Annotated in this window: 20 protein-coding genes; 2 read left to right on the top strand and 18 right to left on the bottom strand. The window is 67.4% G+C overall.

The genetic code is table 11. The annotated features are described in order from the left end of the window. Positions 1-6 precede the first annotated feature (6 nt). The 13 genes from ACFYZR_RS21240 to ACFYZR_RS21300 all read right to left on the bottom strand — a co-directional run bounded on the left by ACFYZR_RS21240 (position 7) and on the right by ACFYZR_RS21300 (position 14,283). Positions 7-2,883, bottom strand: a complete 2,877-nt coding sequence (locus ACFYZR_RS21240) for a toxin glutamine deamidase domain-containing protein (RefSeq protein WP_391912479.1) — start codon at positions 2,881-2,883, stop codon at positions 7-9. A 68-nt stretch (positions 2,884-2,951) separates the two neighbouring features. After that, the gene (locus ACFYZR_RS21245) at positions 2,952-3,797 is read right to left on the bottom strand and encodes a hypothetical protein (protein WP_391912481.1); all 846 of its coding nucleotides are present in this window, start codon (positions 3,795-3,797) and stop codon (positions 2,952-2,954) included. Further along, complete coding sequence (locus ACFYZR_RS21250; RefSeq protein ID WP_391912483.1) at positions 3,772-4,284, bottom strand: hypothetical protein; 513 nt, start codon at positions 4,282-4,284, stop codon at positions 3,772-3,774. The genes ACFYZR_RS21245 and ACFYZR_RS21250 overlap by 26 nt, the downstream gene beginning before the upstream one ends. 124 nt (positions 4,285-4,408) lie before the next feature. Then, on the bottom strand, positions 4,409-5,320 hold the full coding sequence (locus ACFYZR_RS21255) for an immunity 49 family protein (protein ID WP_391912485.1): 912 nt from the start codon (positions 5,318-5,320) through the stop codon (positions 4,409-4,411). A 45-nt stretch (positions 5,321-5,365) separates the two neighbouring features. Next, positions 5,366-6,226, bottom strand: coding sequence for an immunity 49 family protein (locus tag ACFYZR_RS21260; protein ID WP_391912487.1), 861 nt, complete (start codon positions 6,224-6,226; stop codon positions 5,366-5,368). A 37-nt stretch (positions 6,227-6,263) separates the two neighbouring features. Next, entirely contained in the window at positions 6,264-9,368 is a 3,105-nt protein-coding gene (locus ACFYZR_RS21265) for a hypothetical protein (RefSeq protein ID WP_391912489.1), read from the bottom strand. A gap of 106 nt (positions 9,369-9,474) precedes the next feature. After that, positions 9,475-9,870, bottom strand: a complete 396-nt coding sequence (locus ACFYZR_RS21270; RefSeq protein ID WP_391912491.1) for a hypothetical protein — start codon at positions 9,868-9,870, stop codon at positions 9,475-9,477. Between the two features lie 21 nt (positions 9,871-9,891). Next, positions 9,892-12,390, bottom strand: a complete 2,499-nt coding sequence (locus ACFYZR_RS21275) for a hypothetical protein (RefSeq protein WP_391912493.1) — start codon at positions 12,388-12,390, stop codon at positions 9,892-9,894. A 3-nt stretch (positions 12,391-12,393) separates the two neighbouring features. After that, positions 12,394-12,792, bottom strand: a complete 399-nt coding sequence (locus ACFYZR_RS21280; protein WP_391912495.1) for a DUF6507 family protein — start codon at positions 12,790-12,792, stop codon at positions 12,394-12,396. 43 nt (positions 12,793-12,835) lie between these two features. After that, positions 12,836-13,150 (bottom strand): pore-forming ESAT-6 family protein, encoded by a 315-nt coding sequence (locus ACFYZR_RS21285; protein ID WP_391912497.1) that lies wholly within the window; start codon positions 13,148-13,150, stop codon positions 12,836-12,838. A 19-nt stretch (positions 13,151-13,169) separates the two neighbouring features. Next, positions 13,170-13,502 carry a hypothetical protein gene (locus ACFYZR_RS21290; RefSeq protein WP_391912499.1) on the bottom strand — a complete coding sequence of 111 codons (333 nt, stop codon included), beginning with the start codon at positions 13,500-13,502 and terminating at the stop codon, positions 13,170-13,172. 194 nt (positions 13,503-13,696) lie between these two features. Then, positions 13,697-14,113, bottom strand: coding sequence for an ATP-binding protein (locus ACFYZR_RS21295; RefSeq protein ID WP_391912501.1), 417 nt, complete (start codon positions 14,111-14,113; stop codon positions 13,697-13,699). Beyond that, entirely contained in the window at positions 14,110-14,283 is a 174-nt protein-coding gene (locus tag ACFYZR_RS21300; protein ID WP_391912503.1) for a hypothetical protein, read from the bottom strand. The genes ACFYZR_RS21295 and ACFYZR_RS21300 overlap by 4 nt, the downstream gene beginning before the upstream one ends. Before the next feature lie 183 nt (positions 14,284-14,466). Between ACFYZR_RS21300 and ACFYZR_RS21305 the strand changes: the two genes are divergently transcribed. Further along, entirely contained in the window at positions 14,467-14,703 is a 237-nt protein-coding gene (locus ACFYZR_RS21305) for a GntR family transcriptional regulator (protein WP_391912505.1), read from the top strand. Between the two features lie 7 nt (positions 14,704-14,710). On the opposite strand, the gene ACFYZR_RS21310 is transcribed toward ACFYZR_RS21305, so the two are convergent. The 5 genes from ACFYZR_RS21310 to ACFYZR_RS21330 form a co-directional block, all read right to left on the bottom strand. Continuing rightward, positions 14,711-15,403, bottom strand: a complete 693-nt coding sequence (locus ACFYZR_RS21310) for an alpha/beta fold hydrolase (protein ID WP_391912507.1) — start codon at positions 15,401-15,403, stop codon at positions 14,711-14,713. 29 nt (positions 15,404-15,432) lie between these two features. Next, positions 15,433-15,975, bottom strand: a complete 543-nt coding sequence (locus ACFYZR_RS21315) for an NADPH-dependent FMN reductase (RefSeq protein ID WP_391912510.1) — start codon at positions 15,973-15,975, stop codon at positions 15,433-15,435. Positions 15,976-16,017: 42 nt separating this feature from the next. Then, positions 16,018-16,251: a hypothetical protein gene (locus ACFYZR_RS21320; protein WP_391912512.1), complete on the bottom strand. Its 234-nt coding sequence runs from the start codon at positions 16,249-16,251 to the stop codon at positions 16,018-16,020. After that, a complete protein-coding gene (locus tag ACFYZR_RS21325) occupies positions 16,248-16,550 on the bottom strand; it encodes a hypothetical protein (protein WP_391912514.1) in 303 nt (100 codons plus the stop codon). The genes ACFYZR_RS21320 and ACFYZR_RS21325 overlap by 4 nt, the downstream gene beginning before the upstream one ends. 119 nt (positions 16,551-16,669) lie before the next feature. Then, positions 16,670-17,113: a winged helix-turn-helix transcriptional regulator gene (locus ACFYZR_RS21330; protein WP_391912516.1), complete on the bottom strand. Its 444-nt coding sequence runs from the start codon at positions 17,111-17,113 to the stop codon at positions 16,670-16,672. A gap of 216 nt (positions 17,114-17,329) precedes the next feature. Between ACFYZR_RS21330 and ACFYZR_RS21335 the strand changes: the two genes are divergently transcribed. Then, positions 17,330-18,748, top strand: a complete 1,419-nt coding sequence (locus ACFYZR_RS21335) for an MFS transporter (protein ID WP_391912904.1) — start codon at positions 17,330-17,332, stop codon at positions 18,746-18,748. Positions 18,749-18,766 lie beyond the last annotated feature (18 nt).

Below are 18,766 nucleotides of genomic sequence, written 5' to 3' on the forward strand. Positions count from 1 at the left end.
CCATTCCTACTTCACAGTGGGGGTGACGGGCACGACGGGCGTGGTGGGCACTGCCGGAGCGTGCTTGGGCATCGGGGGCACCGGCCTGCGCTGGGCGTCCAGGACGATGGACCAGACACCCGTCGCGTTCGTGTGGATGGGGTACGGGCTCACGACGCCCGCCTGGGTGTCCACGAAGAAGATCCGGCCGTTGTGGTTCACCGCGTTGAAGGCGTGCCCGACCCCCGTGGTGCCCGGCGCGGACGGCCAGGCGACCGCGATGGCCGCCGAGGAGCCGTGCCCCGCCGAGAGAAGTCGCTGAGCCAGGGCGTTGTAGGCCGGGCCCTGGCCGTCGTAGTGGTACGACGCGCCCGCCCAGCGCTCGATGTTCTTGGTCGACCCTCGCTCGGCCCCCATGCGGTCCAGCGTGCCGTCGGGCAGCTGGTCCCAGGCGCGCGGTGCCGAGACCTGGGGGTTGCCGTACCAGGTCTCGAGGAACGACCTGGTGCAGTCGGCGCAGTTGTTGCCCCGGCCCGGCATCTTCAGACCGCCGTCGTTCTGAAGCTGCGCCCAGCGCTGGGTGGGGTCCGGGAACCGCTCGAAATTCCCGGCCGCGTCGCGTGGAACCGCCTCCTCCAGAAGGACCTGGTCGACGGCGTACGGCTCCTTGAGCCCTGCCGGACCGCTCCGGAGCTCGTTGCGGATGTCGAGGTGGGTCGCGGTGGCGGTGGGGTGCGGAGGGACGGCGTCGCGCGGGGTGTAGACCGGACCGGGGTCGTGGCGCTTGCGCCAGCCACCGAGCTCGTCGGGCCGAGCCGGGTCGGACGGGTCGTGGTGCGAGCCGTCGTGGTGTTCCGTGCCGTCGTGGTGTTCCGTGCCGTCGTGGTGCGAGCCGTCGTGCTGCTCCGTGCCGTCGTGATGCCCCGTGCCGTCGTGGTGCCCCGTACCGTCGTGGTGCGAGCCGTCGTGCCGCTCCGTGCCGTCGTGATGCCCCGTGCCGTGGGCGTCGTGGTCGGCCTGGCGGGAGTGGTCGGCGGGGCCGTCGTGTCCGCCGCGGTCGGTGCCGTGAGCGGTGTGGTCGCCGTCGCGCGCGGGGGTTGCGTCTCCGCCGTGGTGGGGTGCGGAGTCACGGCCGTCGTGCGGCGCGTCGTGCGCGGGCCCCGTGCCGTGGTCGGCGCCACGGTCCGGGCTGGCCTGCGGGGTGTCGTGCGTGGGGTGCGGCTCCGTGTGGGCAGCGTTCTCCGCGCCGTGGGCAGCGTTCTCCGCGCCGCCGGCGCCTGCGCGACCACCCGCATCAGCGGCTGCGTGACCGCTCGCGTGAGCGTCGGCACGCGCCACGGCGTGAGCACCCGCGTCAGTGCCCGTGTGAGCACCCGAGTGAGCACCCGCGTCAGCGGCTCCGTGACCGCCTGTACGAGCGCCTGCGCCTACGCTCGCGTCGGCGTCGACGCGCCCGCCGGCGTGAGCGGCCGCGTTGTCCGCCGAACCACCACCCGCGTGGACGAGGGCCTGCTCCCCCGCGTGCACCGACGGCGCGTGGGCGGGCGACGTGGTGGCGGAGTCCGCCAGCCGCTGGTGGGCTGCGCGGTCGGCGGCCGATGCCTCCACCGGGATGGGGTTCTGATGGGGAGCGCCCGCGGGCGACACCATGGTGCCGTTCTCGTGCAGGATCGTTCCGTCGGTGAGCTTGACGGACCCGTCGTGGAACGTGGCGGGTACGACGCCGGGCCCTTCCGGGACCTTCACGGACAAGTCGTGCGGGAGAGCGAAGTCGGCGGGGGCGATCTTGTTGCCGCCGAGGCTGTTCTTCAGCCCGGCCATCAGATCGCTGACCTTCGGCACCGAGATATTGAGGGCACCGAGGCCCTTGCCCACACCCTTGCCGATGTAGGTCATCGGGTCGATGACCTTGCCGACCTTGCCCGCGACATTCACGACCTTGCCGACCGTGCCCGCCTTGGCGACGTTACCCGCGCCCGTGATGGAGGTCAGGACATTGAAGGTGACGGCACCGGCGGCACGCCCCGGGTTCTTCTTCCACTCGTCCCAGGCCAGCATGGCCTTGCCCGCCTCACGAGCCACCTTCTTCGAATCCTGCACGAACTTCGGCAGCATCGAATCCGGAATCGCCCGACCGATCGGACTGCTGTACACAGCCACGCCCACGGCCAACATGCCGAGGCCCTTCCACGCGTTCTTGAACGCGTCCCAACCACCAAAACCGACCAGAGTACCCAGACCCTTAATGGTCCCCCACACGCCGTCGACGATCAGGCCGTCCCACACGAACGACTTGACCCAATAGCCGATCTCATACGCATGATGCCGCTGCTCCTCCGGCTCACCCCACGGCACCTTCGCATGCTTCAAGTCATCAGCCTTGAAGCCATACATGTTGTCCTTGTGCGAACCGTCGTCCGCGACAAACGTCGTACCATTCACCAACGCGGTGATCTTGTTCGCCGCCCGGCGCTCGGCCTCGTAGAACGCACCGACCGTCTCGTCGATGTCACTACGGATGCGCTTCTGGTGATCCGTCTTCTTCTTGTCGTAAGCCCAGTCCTTGTCACCCTTCACGGACGACACGAAGCTCTCGGCCTCACGCTTCAACGCATCCAGCTTGTCCGCAAGCGGACGCACCTCGGCCGCGTACTCCGTCAGAGCCGACGACACCTTCTCCAGCTTGTCGCCAAAACCCTTCGCCTTGTCCCGCACCGGAACCGTCGTCGCAAAAAGCGCCTCGGCCTCAGGAGCATGATAAAAAGCGGACAAACCCTGGAATTTGGAGTGGATGTCGCCACCCGTGCTCCGGATCGCCGACGCGTCCTTCTTCAGGCCCGCGGCGTCCTTCTCCAGTTCACCGAGATTCCCGGTGAACGTCGGTATCTCCCCCGGCTCCAGCACGAACTACGCCTCTCCCCCGATACGTGCCGCCCATTCCGCCGCCCGGCATGCGCTGGCGAACATGTCTATCAACGTTGCCATAGGCACGCAACGCGCCCGGGCGTCATGGGCGTTCTGTCCTTCGATTGCACGTGTGTGCGCTGTTGCCTCAGTTGGACAAGGAAAGGCCGTACGCCCTCGTCGCCGACCGACATCAGATATTCGCCGAACTGCCGGGCCTCCGGACCCTTGGCGCGGTGGACTACGGGGAGGGCGTGGTTCAGTGTGCGGGGGGAGGAACTGACATCGAGCACACTCATGGCCAGTTCCACGCCCAGGGGCCCATCGAGGGCCGACACCGCACTGGCCAGGTCCACCAGCTGCGTGGGGAGGTCGAACCGAGCCTTCTCCCCTGCGGCCAGGGAGCGTACGCCCCGGCCGATGACGTCCCTGATGTCGACCAGCAGCGCCCGCAGCGTGGCGTCGTCGAACAACTCGCCCAGCTTGTCCTCGAAGTACTCGCTGTCGGCGATCCGCACCAGAGCACGCGCCGCTTCCAAGCGCAGCCCCTCGGTTCCCTTCTCCTGCGCCAGGTCCCGGTCGGCCACCGCGTCCGCGAGCTGCGCGAACGTGCTGTCCACCGAGAACTTGCGGTCGACCGAGAAGTCGTACCAAGGCGTGTCCCCGGGGGCCGCGGCAGCCCGACGTACGGCCTCGTACCCGGCCGCCTCGCCCCAGGTCGTCAGCGCCACGCATGCGAGGAATCGCTCGATCTCCGGCTCAGCGGGGTCGTTCATCAGCTCGATGAGCCCGGGCACACGCTCTCGGTGTCCGGGTTCGTCGAAAGCCCCGAAGATCACATCATCGATATCCGATGCCGGCGCGCCATCGAAATCCGTGCCGAGCAGTTCACTGAAGCGGGTCACGATCAGCATCCTTCGTATGTGCGCCCGGGAAAACCCGGGCGCACTCCACGAGGGGAGGGACTCGGTCTCCGAGCAGCGCCTTGGCGCGGACGAAGACGTCATCGTCCTCCAATTCCACGGATTCCGCTTCGATGTCGGTCACGATCCGTCGCAGCACCTTCGACCACTCGTCGACGAACGTTGCCGTCGTAACGGTGGCGTCCCCTCGCTCGGTCAGCAGGGATTCATAGTTCCCGAGCGTGCTGTGCCAGCGCGCCTGAATCCTCAGTGAATCGCCGTCGCGCGAGACGATCCACTCCACTGCGAACGTGTCGGATCCCCAGAAGACCTCGGTGCCGGAGAATTCCGGCCGCTGGACCTCCTCGAGCAGCGGCACCAGGTCGTCGACCATCGCGGCGAGGTCGTACCCGTAGGGCAGCCGGACCGGCACCAGATTCCAGACCAGAATCGCATCCTCTGCCTCGGAGCGGTAGAGCTCGCCAACCGCGTCCGCCATGTCGGCAGCGGACGCGCACTTCCGGACGGCCGGGCATCCTGCCTGAACAGAGAAACTCATCACCCTTCCCGGCTCACCGGGTACCGCGTACGGACCGGGGCGTGCTCGGCGCGCGCCCCGGCTCTCATGTGTCGAACTCGCCGAGCCAGCCGCGGTCGAGAAGGCCCTCGGGCAGGTACTCGGACTCCACCTGGATGGGGAAGCCCGCGTCGTACGCGAGGCACGCGACGGCCAGCGGGCCGAGCGCCACCAGACCCTCGGCGCTGACGGTCCGGTCCTGGTTCGCGGTCCAGTACTCCTTGTGCCAGCGCAGCGCCTGGAGCAGTTCGGCGTTGAAGGCTTCCTGGTCCCGGATGGCATACCGGTAGAAGAGATTGATCGGTGGGTAGAGGACCTTGAGCATCAGTTCCTGATCCGCGATCCGCACGACGGCCGGATCGGTGCCCTCCATCGCGGCGACCAGCTTCTCGCCGATGTCACCGCTCTGGAGCCACCACGTCTGCAACGTGTCGATCCAGGCATAGATGTACTCGTCGTACTCACCGGATTCCCTCAGCAGGGAAGGCGGCACCTTGGCCAGCTCCGTCATCCGGTCCTGTTCGCGGCAGATCACAGCGAGCCAGAAGGCGGTGATCCAGTTGCCGGCGTCGGTGAAATACGTCGGGCCGACGGCCTGGACCGTCCGTTTCTTGTGCGCGATGAGGCATTCCACCGTCTGTTCCGTCGTCGTGGCCGCGACGAACAGGGCGGACCCGACCTGCATGGCCGAGACAAAGGCGTCCCACGTCGGAAACATCTCGGCCTTGGGGTCCACGGCGCATCGCGTGTAAGCGGCGGTCAACGACGTGTCCAGAGCCAGATTGAAAGAGCTCGACGACATCTCGATGGAGTCGATCATGCTGCCGACGAATTCATCGAGCCCTTCGACACGTCGCTCCGCCTCGCCGGCCGGAAAATCGTGGCGAGATTCGGTGACAGCCTCCCGATGCCGCTCCCCCACGTACCGTGCCTCTCCCTCGTTGGCTTCCCTGCTCACCGAGTACCGCATACGGACCGGGCGCGCTCGACGCACGCCCTGGTCTCATGTATCCAGCTCTCCGACTCTCGAGCGCACCAGCAGGTGCTTCGGCAGGTATTCGGACTCGACCTCGATCGGGAAACCCGCGTCGTACGCCATGCACGCGATGGCCAGCGGCTCGAATGCCACCCAGCCCGCGCAGTCGATGGCCCGGCCCTCATCCTTGGTCCAGTAGTCCTTGTGCCACTTCACCGCATTGGCGAGCTCGGCATTGAAGGAGTCGTGATCCCGCAGGACATAGCGATAGAAGAGGTTGATGGGAGGGTAAATGAGCCTCAGCATCGCCTCGCGGTCCGCGATCCGCGCGACCTCCGGATCGGTGCCGTTCATCGCGGCAAGCAGCTTCGGACCGATGTCACCACCCTGGAGCCACCAGGTCTGGAGCGTGTCCACCCAGGCGTAGATGTACTCGTCGTACTCGGCTCCGGAGGCACGCATCAGGGAGATCGGCACCTTGGCCAGCTCCGTCATCCGGTCCTGCTCACGGCAGATGACGGCAAGGAAGAAGGCCGCGATCCAGGTTCCGGCGTCGGTGGCCGACGTGGGGCCGGTGGCCCGAATCGTCCGCGGCTCGTGACCGATGCGGCGCTCGATCGTCTCCTCGTTCGAGGTCGCCGCGGCGAACAGGGCGGAGCTCACCTGCATCGCCGAGACGAACGCCTCCCACGTGGGGAGCTTGGCCGCGCGCGGGTCGGCCCCGCAGTGCGTCAAGGCCGCGTTGAGCGACGTGGTGAACGCCCTGTCGAAGTCCTCCGGCGACTGTTCCAGGGACTCGATCTTGCGCTGGGCACTCTTGTCGAGCCGCTCCGCGCGACGCGCCGCCTCTTCCGCCGGAAACTCGTGGCGAGGCACGGTGACAGTCATCTGGTGCAGCTCCTCTGACCGATATCGGAGTGGTTCGTCATGTCGCCGGCTTCGGCGAGATATCGAAGCGGTTCATTATATACCCGGCGTACTCACTGCCATTGGGATTTCCCTTGACCAATACATAGTCGAGATTTCCGGATTTGCGAGCTTTTTCCAGGGCCTCGGCCAGCTCGTCCTCGCCCCGCCGTTCCATCTGGTCGAGAATGGTCTGGAAATACTCCCGGGTTCCCTGCATTACCCGGATCTTCTTCGGACCGGAAGACCATCGATCACCGAGCTTGGTATCCGGCGACGACTTGGCCTCGACCACGACATAACGACCGTCCTCGGTCTGCCATATCTGGTCGAACCGGTTGTTTCCGCGCTCTCCTCCGTCAAGTCGCTTGGCACCCTGGTAGTGATCCGGGATGGCGTGATATTCGGCAGCCTTTTCACCGAAGTCTTCGGTGGCATCGGTCTTCTCGGCATGGGCCGCGGATTTATCCGCGGCCGCCTGGTCGAGCTCCGCCTTCAGCTCATCCGTCTTGTTCGCCTTGTAGGCCTCGTCGGCTTCCTTCCACGCATTTTCCGCCTTGGTGAGCTCGTCGAGCGACTTCTGTCGCCGCTCGGCCGCTTCCTCGAGCTCACGGGCGTGATCGGGGTTGTGCACGGTCGCCGGATCGCCCTCGATGGGCTTCGCGAGCAGGTAGTCCGGAGGCTCGGCCGGTGGGTATTCGCTGAACCAGGGGCTGTTCTTGTTGTCCCTGCGCAGGATCGGCAGAAGGTGACCGTTCTCGTCCCGGGCGTCGACGTCCAGGCGGTGCCCATCACCTTCCCGGTAGTACTTCTTGAACCACTCCGGGTTCTCGTTGGCCTTCCGCACCTGTTCCGCGACGACCTCGGGCGTCGACGGCTTGGGAGTCGGCTTGGCCTGGCCGTCATGAGACCCATCCGTACCGGCGTGCTGTGCGTCCGCCGTGGCGCCGTGGCCATGGTCGGCATGGCCATCGCCATGCGGCGCGGACGCATCGTCGGCATGGTGAGCCGCGTCGTCCGCTTGGTGAGGGCCGTCGCTGCCGTGCGAGCCCGAGTGGGGCTCGTCGTGGCCGCTGTGGTGCGGCGCGGACGCGTCGTCGCCGTGGCGGGCCGGGCCGTTGCCATGAGGGGTGCCGTCGTTGCCGTGGGCGCCGTGCCCCTCGGCGTTGTGGCCACCGGTACCGGAAGCCGGGGTGTCGTGCGAGGGGTGCGCCGACGCGTTCGGGCTGCCGTGCTCCGACGGGCCGTGCGGACCACCGGCGTGCGGAGGCTGGGAGCTTCCCCCGCCCGCGTGGCCGGCACCGTGCTCCGCGCTGCGACCGGCGGAGGGCAGTGACGTTTCTGCGCCTCGACCACCCGCATGGGCAGCAGAATTCTCAACGAAACCATGGCTACCAGCGTGGGCAGCGCTGTCGACGCCTCGGCCACCGCCCACATGCGAGGCCGCGTCCGCGCTGCCGCCACCCACGTGTGCGGACGTGGGCGCGTGCGACCCGCCTGCATGAGCGGTGGACTCTGCGGTGTGGCCACCCGTGTGAGCGGCGACGTTGTCGCCGCCTCGACCACCGAGCGAGGGAAGTGACGTTTCTCCAGCGTGGCCGGCGCCACGAGCGGCCGCGTTGTCCGCGATTCCGCCGACGTGAGCGGCATTGTCCGCGCTGCCGCCAGTGGCATGGACGAGGACCGGCTGCTCGGCATGGGTCCCCGCATGCGAGGGCGTGGACGTCGACGTGGACGCGGCGATCTGCTGGTGGGCGGCGCGGTCGGCGGCCGAGAGCTCGACCGGGATCGGATTCTGGTGCGGTGCGCCCTTGGGCGACACCATGGTCCCGTTCTCGTGCAGGATCGTCCCGTCGGGGAATTTCACCGACTTGTCCGGGAGGACGGACGTCACGTTCGGCGTGTGCGGCGCCGCGACGTTCGGCGTGTGCGGCGCCGCGACGTTCGGCGTGTGCGGCGCCGCGACCGACAGGTCGTGCGGGAGGGCGAAGTTGGCAGGCACGACCTTGTTGCCGCCGAGGGTGTTCTTCAGCCCGGCCATCAGGTCGCTGACCTTGGGGACCGAGATATTGAGGGCACCGAGGCCCTTGCCTATCCCCTTGCCGATGTAGGTCATGGGGTCGATGACCTTGCCGACCTTGCCCGCGACATTCACGACCTTGCCGACCGTGCCCGCCTTGGCGACATTGCCCGCGCCCGTGATGGAGGTCAGGACGTTGAAAGTGACCGCACCGGCCGCGCGAGCCGGGTTCTTCTTCCACTCGTCCCAGGCCAGCATGGCCTTGCCCGCCTCACGAGCCACCTTCTTCGAATCCTGCACGAACTTCGGCAGCATCGAATCCGGAATCGCCCGACCGATCGGACTGCTGTACACAGCCACGCCCACGGCCAACATGCCGAGGCCCTTCCACGCGTTCTTGAACGCGTCCCAACCACCAAAACCGACGAGCGTTCCGAGGCCCTTGATCGTGCCCCACACACCATCGACGATCAGGCCGTCCCACACGAACGACTTGACCCAATAGCCGATCTCGTACGCATGATGCCGCTGCTCCTCCGGCTCACCCCACGGCACCTTCGCATGCTTCAAGTCATCAGCCTTGAAGCCATACATGTTGTCCTTGTGCGAACCGTCGTCCGCGACAAACGTCGTGCCATTCACCAACGCGGTGATCTTGTTCGCCGCCCGGCGCTCGGCCTCGTTGAAGGCACCGACCGTCTCGTCGATGTCACTACGGATGCGCTTCTGGTGATCCGTCTTCTTCTTGTCGTAAGCCCAGTCCTTGTCACCCTTCACGGACGACACGAAACTCTCGGCCTCACGCTTCAACGCATCCAGCTTGTCAGCAAGCGGACGCACCTCGGCCGCGTACTCCGTCAGAGCCGACGACACCTTCTCCAGCTTGTCGCCAAAACCCTTCGCCTTGTCCCGCACCGGAACCGTCGTCGCAAAAAGCGCCTCGGCCTCAGGAGCATGATAAAAAGCGGACAAACCCTGGAACTTGGAGTGGATGTCCCCACCCGTGCTCCGGATCGCCGACGCGTCCGACTTCAGACCCGCCGCATCCTTCTCCAGCTCACCGAGATTCCCGGTGAACGTCGGTATCTCCCCCGGCTCCAGCACGTACTACGCCCCCCTCTTTCTGCTCTGCCGGCATCCCTACCAGCCGTGCCCGTGCACCTGATCCCCGGCCTTACGGTTCGGTCGGGGCTCCAGGCGGCGCCCGTGCCTACTTCCGCCCCCGCGACCGGAGGACCAGAACCTCGTCCGTCAGCTCCATCAGGCGTTCCTGCGCGACAGGCGGCACCGCGTAACCGGCCGCATGGATCTTGGACGTGAACTCCTCGGGAAGGCGGAGGTGGTAGGTGGTCGCGTAGAACCAGAGGTCACCGCGCCACACCCATTCCCCGTCGGTGAAGAGCGAGCTGCCACCGACAATGCCTTCGCCCGACCCGAGCACGTCATCGACGACACCCATGGACGCGAAGAGCGTATGCCCACCGCGAAGGTAGGCCGCGACGTCCTGCTCGTTCGGCTGCGGTGCGTCCGTCACAAAGTCACGGATGCCCCCGTCCCACTCCGAACTCGACGGCCAAAGCTCACTGTAAAAGCCGAGGACCTTCATACGACGCTTCCTTTCACAGGACTACTGAGCCATGGGGAGGAAAGTCCTCCAGTAGCCCTCATTTTGCACCTCCGGCACCTGCCCCTTACCGCGAGAGGGGTAGATACCCACCTCATCGGTCGGCGCCATCACCGGGACACCCAGGTCATTCGCCACCTGCTGCGCCGCAGGGATGTCCGACACGCCTTCCCTGACACGACCGGTGTGGCAGGAGATGAGCCTGATCGGCCCGCCCTTGTAGGTGGGGTTGTTCCGGATCGCCTCGACGATGTGCGTTGCGTGCACTTCGCCCGGAGGGAAGTCGACGCCCATGGCGTTCTTCCTGCCGGGCATGAAGAATCCCTTGTCGTTTCCGTGGACGACCACATCGTGGTAGCCCTCGAGCCGCGCCGTGAGATCACGGTTCAGCTGCGTCATGCTGTCGTAGCCGATCGTCGTCAGATGCGGCTCGTGGTACACGTGGTCGCCGGTCGCGAGCACGATGTCGCCGTGCTCCTTGGGAGGAACGGGGATCTTCGACTTCGGGTCGTCCTGCGGAGGGGTGTAGTCCCGCATGGTCTGCGGGTCATCGGCATGATGGCTTCCCGCGCCGACGCCGTCCTCCGCCGCGTGATGACCCGACGGCTCGTGTTCCGCGCCCGGGCTCTCCGCGGCGTGGTCGCCACCGGAGTCCCCGCCATGCGCCGCGTCGTGCTGGTTTCCACCGGCGCCATCGTGACCGTGATCCGAAGCCGGGGTCTCGTGGCCGGCGCCCTGGTGGCCCTCGGAACCATGGCCTCCCGCACCGGAACCCGGGGTGTCGTGGCCGGGGTGGGGCGTGGAGCCGTGGCCGGCGTCGGCGGCCCCGGCGTGAGCGCCGTTGCCGTGAGCGGCGGGCTCGGCGGCGTGGCCTCCCGTGTGGGCAGCGCTGTCGGCACCTCGGGCTCCGCCCGTGTGCGTGGCCGCGTTGTCCGCACTCCCGCCTCCGGCGTGGACTGCGGGTTCGGCAGTGTGGGCACCCGAGTGGGGCAGCGCGCTGTCGGCGCCGCGTCCCGCTGAAGGAAGTGACGATTCTGCAGCGTGACCGCCCGTGTGGGCGGCCGCATTGTCAGCTGTTCCCCCGCTGCCGCCGACATGCACGGCGTTGTCCGCGCTGCCACCGCCCGCGTGAGCGAAGGCGGGCTGCTCGACACGGGACGGCGTGGGTATCTGCTGGTGGGCGGCGCGGTCGGCGGCCGATGCCTCCACCGGAATCGGGTTCTGATGCGGTGCGCCCTTGGGCGACACCATGGTGCCGTTCTCGTGCAGGATCGTCCCGTCCGGCAGCTTCACCGACTTGTCGGGAAGAACGGACGTCACGTTCGGCGTGTGCGGCGCCGCGACCGACAGATCGTGCGGGAGAGCGAAATTGGCGGGAACGACCTTGTTGCCGCCCAACCCGTTCTTCAGCCCGGCCATCAGGTCACCGACCTTCGGCACCGAGATGTTCAGGGCACCAAGACCCTTACCAAGCCCCTTGGCGACATACGTCATGGGGTCGATGACCTTGCCGACCTTGCCCGCGACATTCACGACCTTGCCGACCGTGCCCGCCTTGGCGACATTGCCCGCGCCCGTGATGGAGGTCAGGACGTTGAAAGTGACCGCACCGGCCGCGCGAGCCGGGTTCTTCTTCCACTCGTCCCAGGCCAGCATGGCCTTGCCCGCCTCACGAGCCACCTTCTTCGAATCCTGCACGAACTTCGGCAGCATCGAATCCGGAATCGCCCGACCGATCGGACTGCTGTACACAGCCACGCCCACGGCCAACATGCCGAGGCCCTTCCACGCGTTCTTGAACGCGTCCCAACCACCAAAACCGACCAGAGTACCCAGACCCTTGATCGTGCCCCACACACCATCGACGATCAGACCGTCCCACACGAACGACTTGACCCAATAGCCGATCTCATACGCGTGATGCCGCTGCTCCTCCGGCTCACCCCACGGCACCTTCGCATGCTTCAAGTCATCAGCCTTGAAGCCATACATGTTGTCCTTGTGAGAGCCATCGTCAGCGACAAACGTCGTACCGCCTACAAGCGCCGTGATCTTGTTCGCGGCACGACGCTCGGCCTCGTAGAACGCACCGACCGTCTCGTCGATGTCACTACGGATGCGCTTCTGGTGATCCGTCTTCTTCTTGTCGTAAGCCCAGTCCTTGTCGCCCTTCACGGACGACACGAAGCTCTCGGCCTCACGCTTCAACGCATCCAGCTTGTCCGCAAGCGGACGCACCTCAGCGGCGTACTCCGTCAGAGCCGACGACACCTTCTCCAGCTTGTCGCCAAAACCCTTCGCCTTGTCCCGCACCGGAACCGTCGTCGCAAAAAGCGCCTCGGCTTCCGGCGCATGGTAAAACGCCGACAAGCCCTGGAACTTCGAGTGGATGTCCCCACCCGTCGTCCGGATCGCCGACGCATCCGACTTCAGACCCGCCGCGTCCTTCTCCAGCTCACCGAGATTCCCGGTGAACGTCGGTATCTCCCCCGTTTCAAGCACGACTTACGCCTTCCCCTGCCCCTGCTCGGGCTGCTTGCCCTTCAGCTCCTCGGGGGTCGGCGCCACCAGCGCGTTGCTCTGTGCCGTCTGTGCCATCTGTTCGTCGCCGTGGACGTACGCCTTGGTCGCCTCGACGGCGCCCGTCATCGACTTGCCTGTACGCACGGCGATGTACTGCAGATCCGACTTCGTCTTCTCCGCGAACTGCGCCAGTGCCACGGCGACCAGGCCACCACCGCCCTCCGGCGCCTTGCCGCCGGCGGCGATGGTGCCCGCGTGCGTGCCCGCGTGCTCCATGTTGGTGGAGTACGTCTTGAACTCCCCCTCCAGTTTTCCGGCGACCTCGCCGGTTCCGGAGAGCACCGAGTTCACACCACTCACATCAATGTCCCAGTTGGACACGCAAACCCCCGTTTCCTACCTGAATAGGCGAATCAGACCGGCGTCAGCCGATGGCGTCGACGGCGGCCTTCGCCTTGGACAGCGTGGACTGCGCCGTGCCGTCGTTCTTCTCCATCGTGGAGCGCAGCAGGTGGATGATCTGGCGGACCTCGGTGGCCGCCCGGTTCCAGCGCTGCTCCTTGCCGTGGTACTGATCCGAGACGCCGTCGGCCTGGAACTCGGCCATCGCCGCCTTCACCGCGCCGTCACGCTCGCTCAGCACCGTCTCCAGGCGGGAGATGATGCCCTGCAGCGAACCCTGTACCTCGCTCGACGCGCCCGTGTCGTAACTACGACGGTCCGCACCCGCACCAGCCATGATCAATACCCCCTGTGTCCTAGCGGCCCGAGAAGCGGGCCGCGTCGAAGTTCGCCGCCGCCATCTGCTGGCGCGCGTTGTCCGCCGACTCCTGGTCACCCTGGCCGAACGACGAGTCCATGCCGGACTGGCCACCCAGAATCGCACCCAGGGAGCTGTTCAGCGCGGCGGTCACCTCGTCGGAGTGCGACTTGAACTGGTCGAACGCGGCCCTGCCGGCGCCGTTGAACTTGCCCTCCAGCGGCTGCGCGGCGGCGATCAGCTGGCGGATCAAACCGCCCAGATCGTCACTTGAACCACGCGTCTTCGAAACCAGATCGGACAGCGTCGTTTGTCCCATATCGAACTTCACGAGCTCACCCCCGTCGTATCTCATGTGTCACTTGGCGACTCGAACATGTCTATCAACATCACCACGCTGACCACAAAGTGCTTCCGGGGCTGACGAGCACTCTGTTACGAACGTGTGGAGCTCGTTTCCCCGCCGTTGCAGACACCATGCCAGGGGCCACTGACAATCGTCAGTGGCCCCTTTGGCGCCTTATGTCACACAGTGAGCGCGGCACGCTCCCGTAGCTCGAACCACACCTGCTTCCCGACGACGTCGAGTCCGTCCCACACCCACGTCACACCGGAGGCGTGCGACAGACGGCGTACGAGCGCCAGGCCCCGGCCGTCGCCGCCCGCTTCGCCGGTGGCCTGGCGCGGCCACGGCAGCCGGCCCGGGTCATCGTCGCGGACGGCCACGACGACGCTCTCCTCGTCGACCGTCACCTCGACGGTGAGCTCCGGCACGCGCGCGTGCCGGACGACATTCGCGACGGTGTCGGAGACACAGATGCGCGCGTTCTCGATCTGCGGGTACCGGTCGGCCGCCACGAGTGCGGCGGTGACGAACTCTCTCGCGAGACGAGCGGTGTTGGCGCTCGTCGGCGCGGTCAGGCGATAGCGCTCCCTCTTCACCGGCCCGCCACCTCCACTGCGCTCGGCTGGCGGGGGACGAAGTTGATGCCGTGGGCGGTGATCACCACGACGTGGTCGCACTCCTGGGGGCGTGGGGCGGGAGTGGGAGGGATGTGGGGGTGGTGCGGGCGCCTCGCCCAGGCGGTGAGGCGGCGGATAAGGTTGAGCATGTCGACGCTCCTAGAGCAGCGTTGGCCATGCCCCGGGGTCGTTACCGCGACCGCCGGGGTCTCCTTTGTGCTCGGGACCTTAGCAGTAGAGCCCTATAGAACCCTTGCGAGTTGCTGTATTCCAAACAAACCGAAGCAACCTACGTCTTGTACGAACACTTGCGGCACCCGTAGCGTGCCGACGTGATCGAATTCGTTCCCGACATCCCGCGCTGGCGCCAGGTGGCCGAAGTGATTCGACAACGTATAAAGGACGGCACGTATCCGCCTCGGACACGAGTGCCGTCCGTCCTTCAACTCACCGAAGAGTTCGGCATCGCCAGCATGACGGCCCACAAGGTGCACCGCGCTCTCCGTGCCGAAGGCCTCATCTACACCGAGCCCGGTATGGGGTCGTTCGTCTCGAAAGACCTGCTGTAGCCCGCCGTTAACCCCGTTGAGCCCGCAGAAATCGCAACGCCGCCTCGGCGAAAGCCTCCGGCGCCGCGGCGTGGATCAGGTGCCCCACCGGGATCGTCTCGAAGCTCCCGTCGGGCACGCGCCTGGCCAACTCGGCGACGTTGTGCTGGGAAACGTGGCTGAGCGGACCGCCGCCCAGGACCAGGGTCCTCGCCTCGATCCTGCCCAGGTCCGCCAGCCACGCCGCGTCCGGGCGGTCGATCTGGCCCCTGATGGCCTCGACCACCGCCCAGTCGAAGCCGAGTTCGCCCTCCGGCCTGGCGCGGGGCGTGGGTTCGCGGGGCACGGGCGCCGGGGCGTCCTCCAGCACCATTCGTCCCACCCGCTGCGGCTGTGCCGCCGCCAGCAGATAGGCGACGATGCCGCCCATCGAGTGCCCGATCACGTCCGCGCGCTCCAAGCCGAGGACGTCGAGGAAGCCGAGCACGTCGTCCCGCATGAGTTCGAACGAGTACGCGCCGGGCCAGTCGCTCAGGCCGTGGCCGCGCAGGTCGGGCGCGTACACCCGCCAGTCCCGTACGAAGGCCGGGGCCACACCGTCCCAGTCGGCAGCCCCCTCGCCCAGCCCGTGCAGCAGCACGAGCGGCGGGGCTCCCTCCGGACCCGAGACCCGGTAGGCCAGCCGGACCCCTCCGACCTCGACTGTGCGGTGATCACCCATGCGCCGAAGCTAACGCCCACAGGCCGTATTCAGCCAGCCTTCCCCAAACACTCCAGCACACGCCGGAGTTCTCCCCGTACACCCTCGTCCGCGACGACCCCGTCCGGGCCCGCCATCCCCTGCGTCAGCGGAATCCTCACGCAAGCCGCCTCCACGATCGAGGCTCCCGTATAGCTCAGCACCGTCCGCAGCGTGGCCTCCGCTCCCCCGCCGCGCCCTGCTGGCGCCACGTTCACCCACGCCACCGGCTTGTCGCAGATCTCCGTGCCGCCGACCGTCCAGTCCAGCAGGTTCTTGAACGCGCCGGGCAGCGTGCCCGCGTACTCGGGCGCGCAGATCAGTACGGCGTCCGCCTCCGCGATGGCCGCGCGTAGCTCCGTCACCGGGCCCGGCAGGGGGTCGTGGTCGTCGTCGGGGTTGAAGTGCGGGAGGGCCGCGAGGCCTTCGTAGCGCACCGCCCGCACGCCCGCCGACGCGGCCACGGACTCGGCCGTGCGCAGCGCGGTCTCGTTGGAGGAGGCGGCGCGCAGGCTGCCGGAGAGCAGGAGGATCACGGGCGGTGTCGTAGACATCCGTCCAACCTACCCGGCCTCACGAGACGGGTGCACTCCCGATCAGCAGGAGCGTGACGGAAACACGCGTGCCGTCGATCTCGTACATCGCCCTGTACTTGCCAAGGCGTAGCCGCCACGTTCCGTGCCGCCGAGCTGCACGGCCTCGGGCGGCCGCGGATTGCGGGCGAGTGCGTTGACCGCGTCGGCGAACGGCTTGACCGCGTCCCCGTCGCGTTCGCGCAGGGCACGCATTGAGCGGGCGGTGTTGTTGGCCCAGATCAGGGTGTGCCTCACGAGGCCTTCGCCTTGTCGAGCATGGCCATGACCTCGTCGTGCGTCATCGTGCGGCCGTCGGATTCCTCGCGTGCCACCTCGATCAGACGGAGGTCGGCGGCATCCTCGAGCGCCGCTCGGGCGACCTCGTTGTCTCCGGCGGTATCCACGACGGCCTGCCGCCACCAGTCGTCCAGAAGGAGACGTGCGGCATCGGCGTTGTCGATACGGCGCACGTCGTCCCAGAACTTCGCCTGGAGCTCCGGGCGCAGGGCGCCGGCGATACCACCGATGGTGCGGGGGATGTCGGGCAGTTCCACGGGACGCGTACCTTCCTCGTGGCGACGGGTCGCTTCGCACGAGACGATACCCATGCCCAGGCCTCTCCGGGTGCTTTCCGGCATCCTGCTCCGAGTGTCCCGGCGAAGCCCGGGCACCGTCACGACGCCTGCGCCTGTGCCTCCTCCTCCACTCGGCTGTCGTACGAGGCGCGCGCGGCGGCGACCTCGGTCTGGTGCTCCTCGGTCCAGATGACCAGGGCGCGGATCGTGTCGTGGAGGGTCACGCCGAGCGGGGTGAGTTCGTAGTCGACGCGCGGCGGGACCACGGGGTGGACCGTGCGCAGGACGAGCCCGTCGCGCTCCAGCTGCCGGAGGGTGACCGTGAGCATCCGCTGGCTGATGCCGTCGATCTCCCGGCGCAGCTCGGAGAAGCGCAGGCTGCGGCGGTCCAGGAGGGCGATGACGAGCAGGGACCACTTGTCGGCGACCCGGTCGAGGATCTGGCGCACCTCGCAGCCCTCGCGGGCGTCCCATTGCCGGATCTCGTACTCGGCCTCGGTACCCGTGCAGTGAGTCGGTGACTTCAAAGTGCCTTCTTCCATGGCGATTCACCCTGCCCGATGATTCGAGTGGTTACAAGAGGGAACCGCGGGTTCTCCGGCTCAACTCGCCCCGTTCCACGTCGCTTTCAAGCGTCCCTCAAGAGCGACGTCGTCTCCGCTCGTCCCTTCCCTACCTCCCCCTTCCCTTTTTCCGTCCCCGCAAGGAGCCTTTCCGTGTCCACACCGCAGACCTCATCGGGCAGCGGCACCGACCGCATGAGCGGGCGCGCCTGGGGCGTGCTGTTCGTGCTGTGCGGCGCGATCTTCCTCGAGGGCATCGACGTGGCGATGCTCAATGTGGCGTTGCCGTCCATCCGCGCCGACCTGGACATGTCCACCGGCATGCTCCAGTGGGTCATGAGCGCCTACGTCCTCGGCTACGGCGGCTTCATGCTGCTCGGCGGCCGGGCGGCCGACCTCTTCGGGCGCCGTCAGATGTTCGTGTTCTGGCTCGTCGTCTTCCTCCTCTTCTCCGGCCTGGGCGGATTCGCCACCGAGGGGTGGATGCTCATCGTGGCCCGTTTCGTGACGGGCGTCGCGGCGGCCTTCATGACCCCGGCCGGCCTGTCGATCATCACCACCAGCTTCGACGAGGGCCCGCAGCGCAACAAGGCGCTGCTCATCTACTCCGGCACCGCCGCCGGTGGTTTCTCCATCGGCCTGGTCGTCGGCGGGCTGCTGGCGTCGGTCAGCTGGCGCTGGGTGTTCTTCGCCCCGGTCGCCCTCTCCCTCCTCATCCTCATCACCGCGGTGGCCCTCATCCCCAAGTCGCCCCGGCCCGAGCGGTCCGGGCAGGGCGTCGACCTGGGCGGCGCGATCAGCGTGACCGCCGGCATCCTGCTGCTGGTCTTCGCCGTCGAGCGGGCCACGCACGTGTCCGCCGCCATGACGGCCGGTACGGTCGCGGCCGGCCTGGTGTTCTTCCTCGCCTTCGTCCTCATCGAGCGCAGGTCCGCCAATCCGCTGATCCGGCTGGGCCTCTTCCGCGACGGCACCCTCATCCGCGGCAATCTGACGGCGCTGCTCTTCGCCGCCGGGTTCTTCGGATTCCAGTTCGTGGCGGTGCTCTACCTCCAGGAGCTGCGCGGCTGGTCGACCCTCCAGACGAGCTTCGCCCTGATCGTCATCGGCATCGACTCCGTCCTCTCCCCGACGCTCACGCCCAAGCTGGTCGCCAAGTTCGGCAACGCCCGGGTGATCTTCGGCGGTCTGCTGCTGGCCGCGCTGTCCTACGCCCTCTTCCTGCCGGTGGGCATGGACTGGACGTACCTGGCGATGTTCCCGAGCCTGATCATCCTCGGCCTCGCCTTCTCGCTGGCGTACGGCCCGCTGACCATCGTGGCGACGGAGGGCATCGACGAGGAGGAGCAGGGCGTGGCCGGCGGTCTGCTCTACACCTCCTTCCAGTTCGGCGCCGCCCTGGGCCTGTCCTCCGTGACCGCGGTCTCCATCGGTGCCACGCACGGCACGTCGCCCGCCGCGCAGCTCGACGGCTACCGGGCCGCCCTGATCGTGCCGCTCGCCGCCGCGCTGATCGCCGCCTTCATCAGCGCGTTCGGCCTGGGCAACCGCTCGGGTATAGAGGACGCCGCCTCCGCCGGCGCCGATCCCGTCCGCGAGCCCGTCGACGCCTGACCCCCACCCGAACCACGC

Source organism: Streptomyces sp. NPDC001678 (assembly GCF_042892945.1).
Taxonomy (GTDB): Bacteria; Actinomycetota; Actinomycetes; order Streptomycetales; family Streptomycetaceae; genus Streptomyces.

What these genes read in the sequence shown, in the direction of transcription:
- ACFYZR_RS21315 (WP_391912510.1), bottom strand. Translation starts at nt 15,975, where the DNA reads ATGTCTACGACACCGCCCGTGATCCTCCTGCTCTCCGGCAGCCTGCGC.
- ACFYZR_RS21310 (WP_391912507.1), bottom strand. Translation starts at nt 15,403, where the DNA reads ATGGGTGATCACCGCACAGTCGAGGTCGGAGGGGTCCGGCTGGCCTAC.
- ACFYZR_RS21260 (WP_391912487.1), bottom strand. Translation starts at nt 6,226, where the DNA reads ATGACTGTCACCGTGCCTCGCCACGAGTTTCCGGCGGAAGAGGCGGCG.
- ACFYZR_RS21250 (WP_391912483.1), bottom strand. Translation starts at nt 4,284, where the DNA reads ATGGCGGACGCGGTTGGCGAGCTCTACCGCTCCGAGGCAGAGGATGCG.
- ACFYZR_RS21270 (WP_391912491.1), bottom strand. Translation starts at nt 9,870, where the DNA reads ATGAAGGTCCTCGGCTTTTACAGTGAGCTTTGGCCGTCGAGTTCGGAG.
- ACFYZR_RS21300 (WP_391912503.1), bottom strand. Translation starts at nt 14,283, where the DNA reads ATGCTCAACCTTATCCGCCGCCTCACCGCCTGGGCGAGGCGCCCGCAC.
- ACFYZR_RS21335 (WP_391912904.1), top strand. Translation starts at nt 17,330, where the DNA reads ATGAGCGGGCGCGCCTGGGGCGTGCTGTTCGTGCTGTGCGGCGCGATC.
- ACFYZR_RS21245 (WP_391912481.1), bottom strand. Translation starts at nt 3,797, where the DNA reads ATGCTGATCGTGACCCGCTTCAGTGAACTGCTCGGCACGGATTTCGAT.
- ACFYZR_RS21285 (WP_391912497.1), bottom strand. Translation starts at nt 13,150, where the DNA reads ATGGCTGGTGCGGGTGCGGACCGTCGTAGTTACGACACGGGCGCGTCG.
- ACFYZR_RS21330 (WP_391912516.1), bottom strand. Translation starts at nt 17,113, where the DNA reads ATGGAAGAAGGCACTTTGAAGTCACCGACTCACTGCACGGGTACCGAG.